Below are 302 nucleotides of genomic sequence, written 5' to 3'. Positions count from 1 at the left end.
CTCGAATTTTTAGGGAGTAACGCAGGAGACTGTGAAGATTTCACTATTGCTAAGTACTTCTCTTTACTCGAGCTAGGAATACCAGATTCAAAGATGCGTTTAATATACGTAAAAGCCATCGAACTGAATCAGTTTCACATGGTATTAGCTTACTACCCTACCCCAAGTTCTGAGCCGCTCATTCTCGATAATATCAATCCTGACATTGTCCGAGCCTCTAAGCGTAGCGACTTGCTACCGATATACAGTTTTAATGGTACAAACCTGTGGTTGATGAAGTCATCTGCTAGCACTGGAGAGCT

The 302-nt window shown here is 42.1% G+C and carries 1 protein-coding gene; it reads left to right on the top strand.

The window, feature by feature from the left end:
• Positions 1–302, top strand: a 302-nt coding sequence (locus IQR33_RS19855) for a transglutaminase-like cysteine peptidase (protein ID WP_193843968.1), incomplete at both ends; no start/stop codon positions are given.

It is taken from the genome of Vibrio sp. OPT46 (assembly GCF_015163535.1).
Taxonomy (GTDB): domain Bacteria; phylum Pseudomonadota; class Gammaproteobacteria; order Enterobacterales; family Vibrionaceae; genus Vibrio; species Vibrio alginolyticus.
Note: the sequence above shows the minus strand (reverse complement) of the source record. Positions and strands in the feature narration are given on the sequence as shown.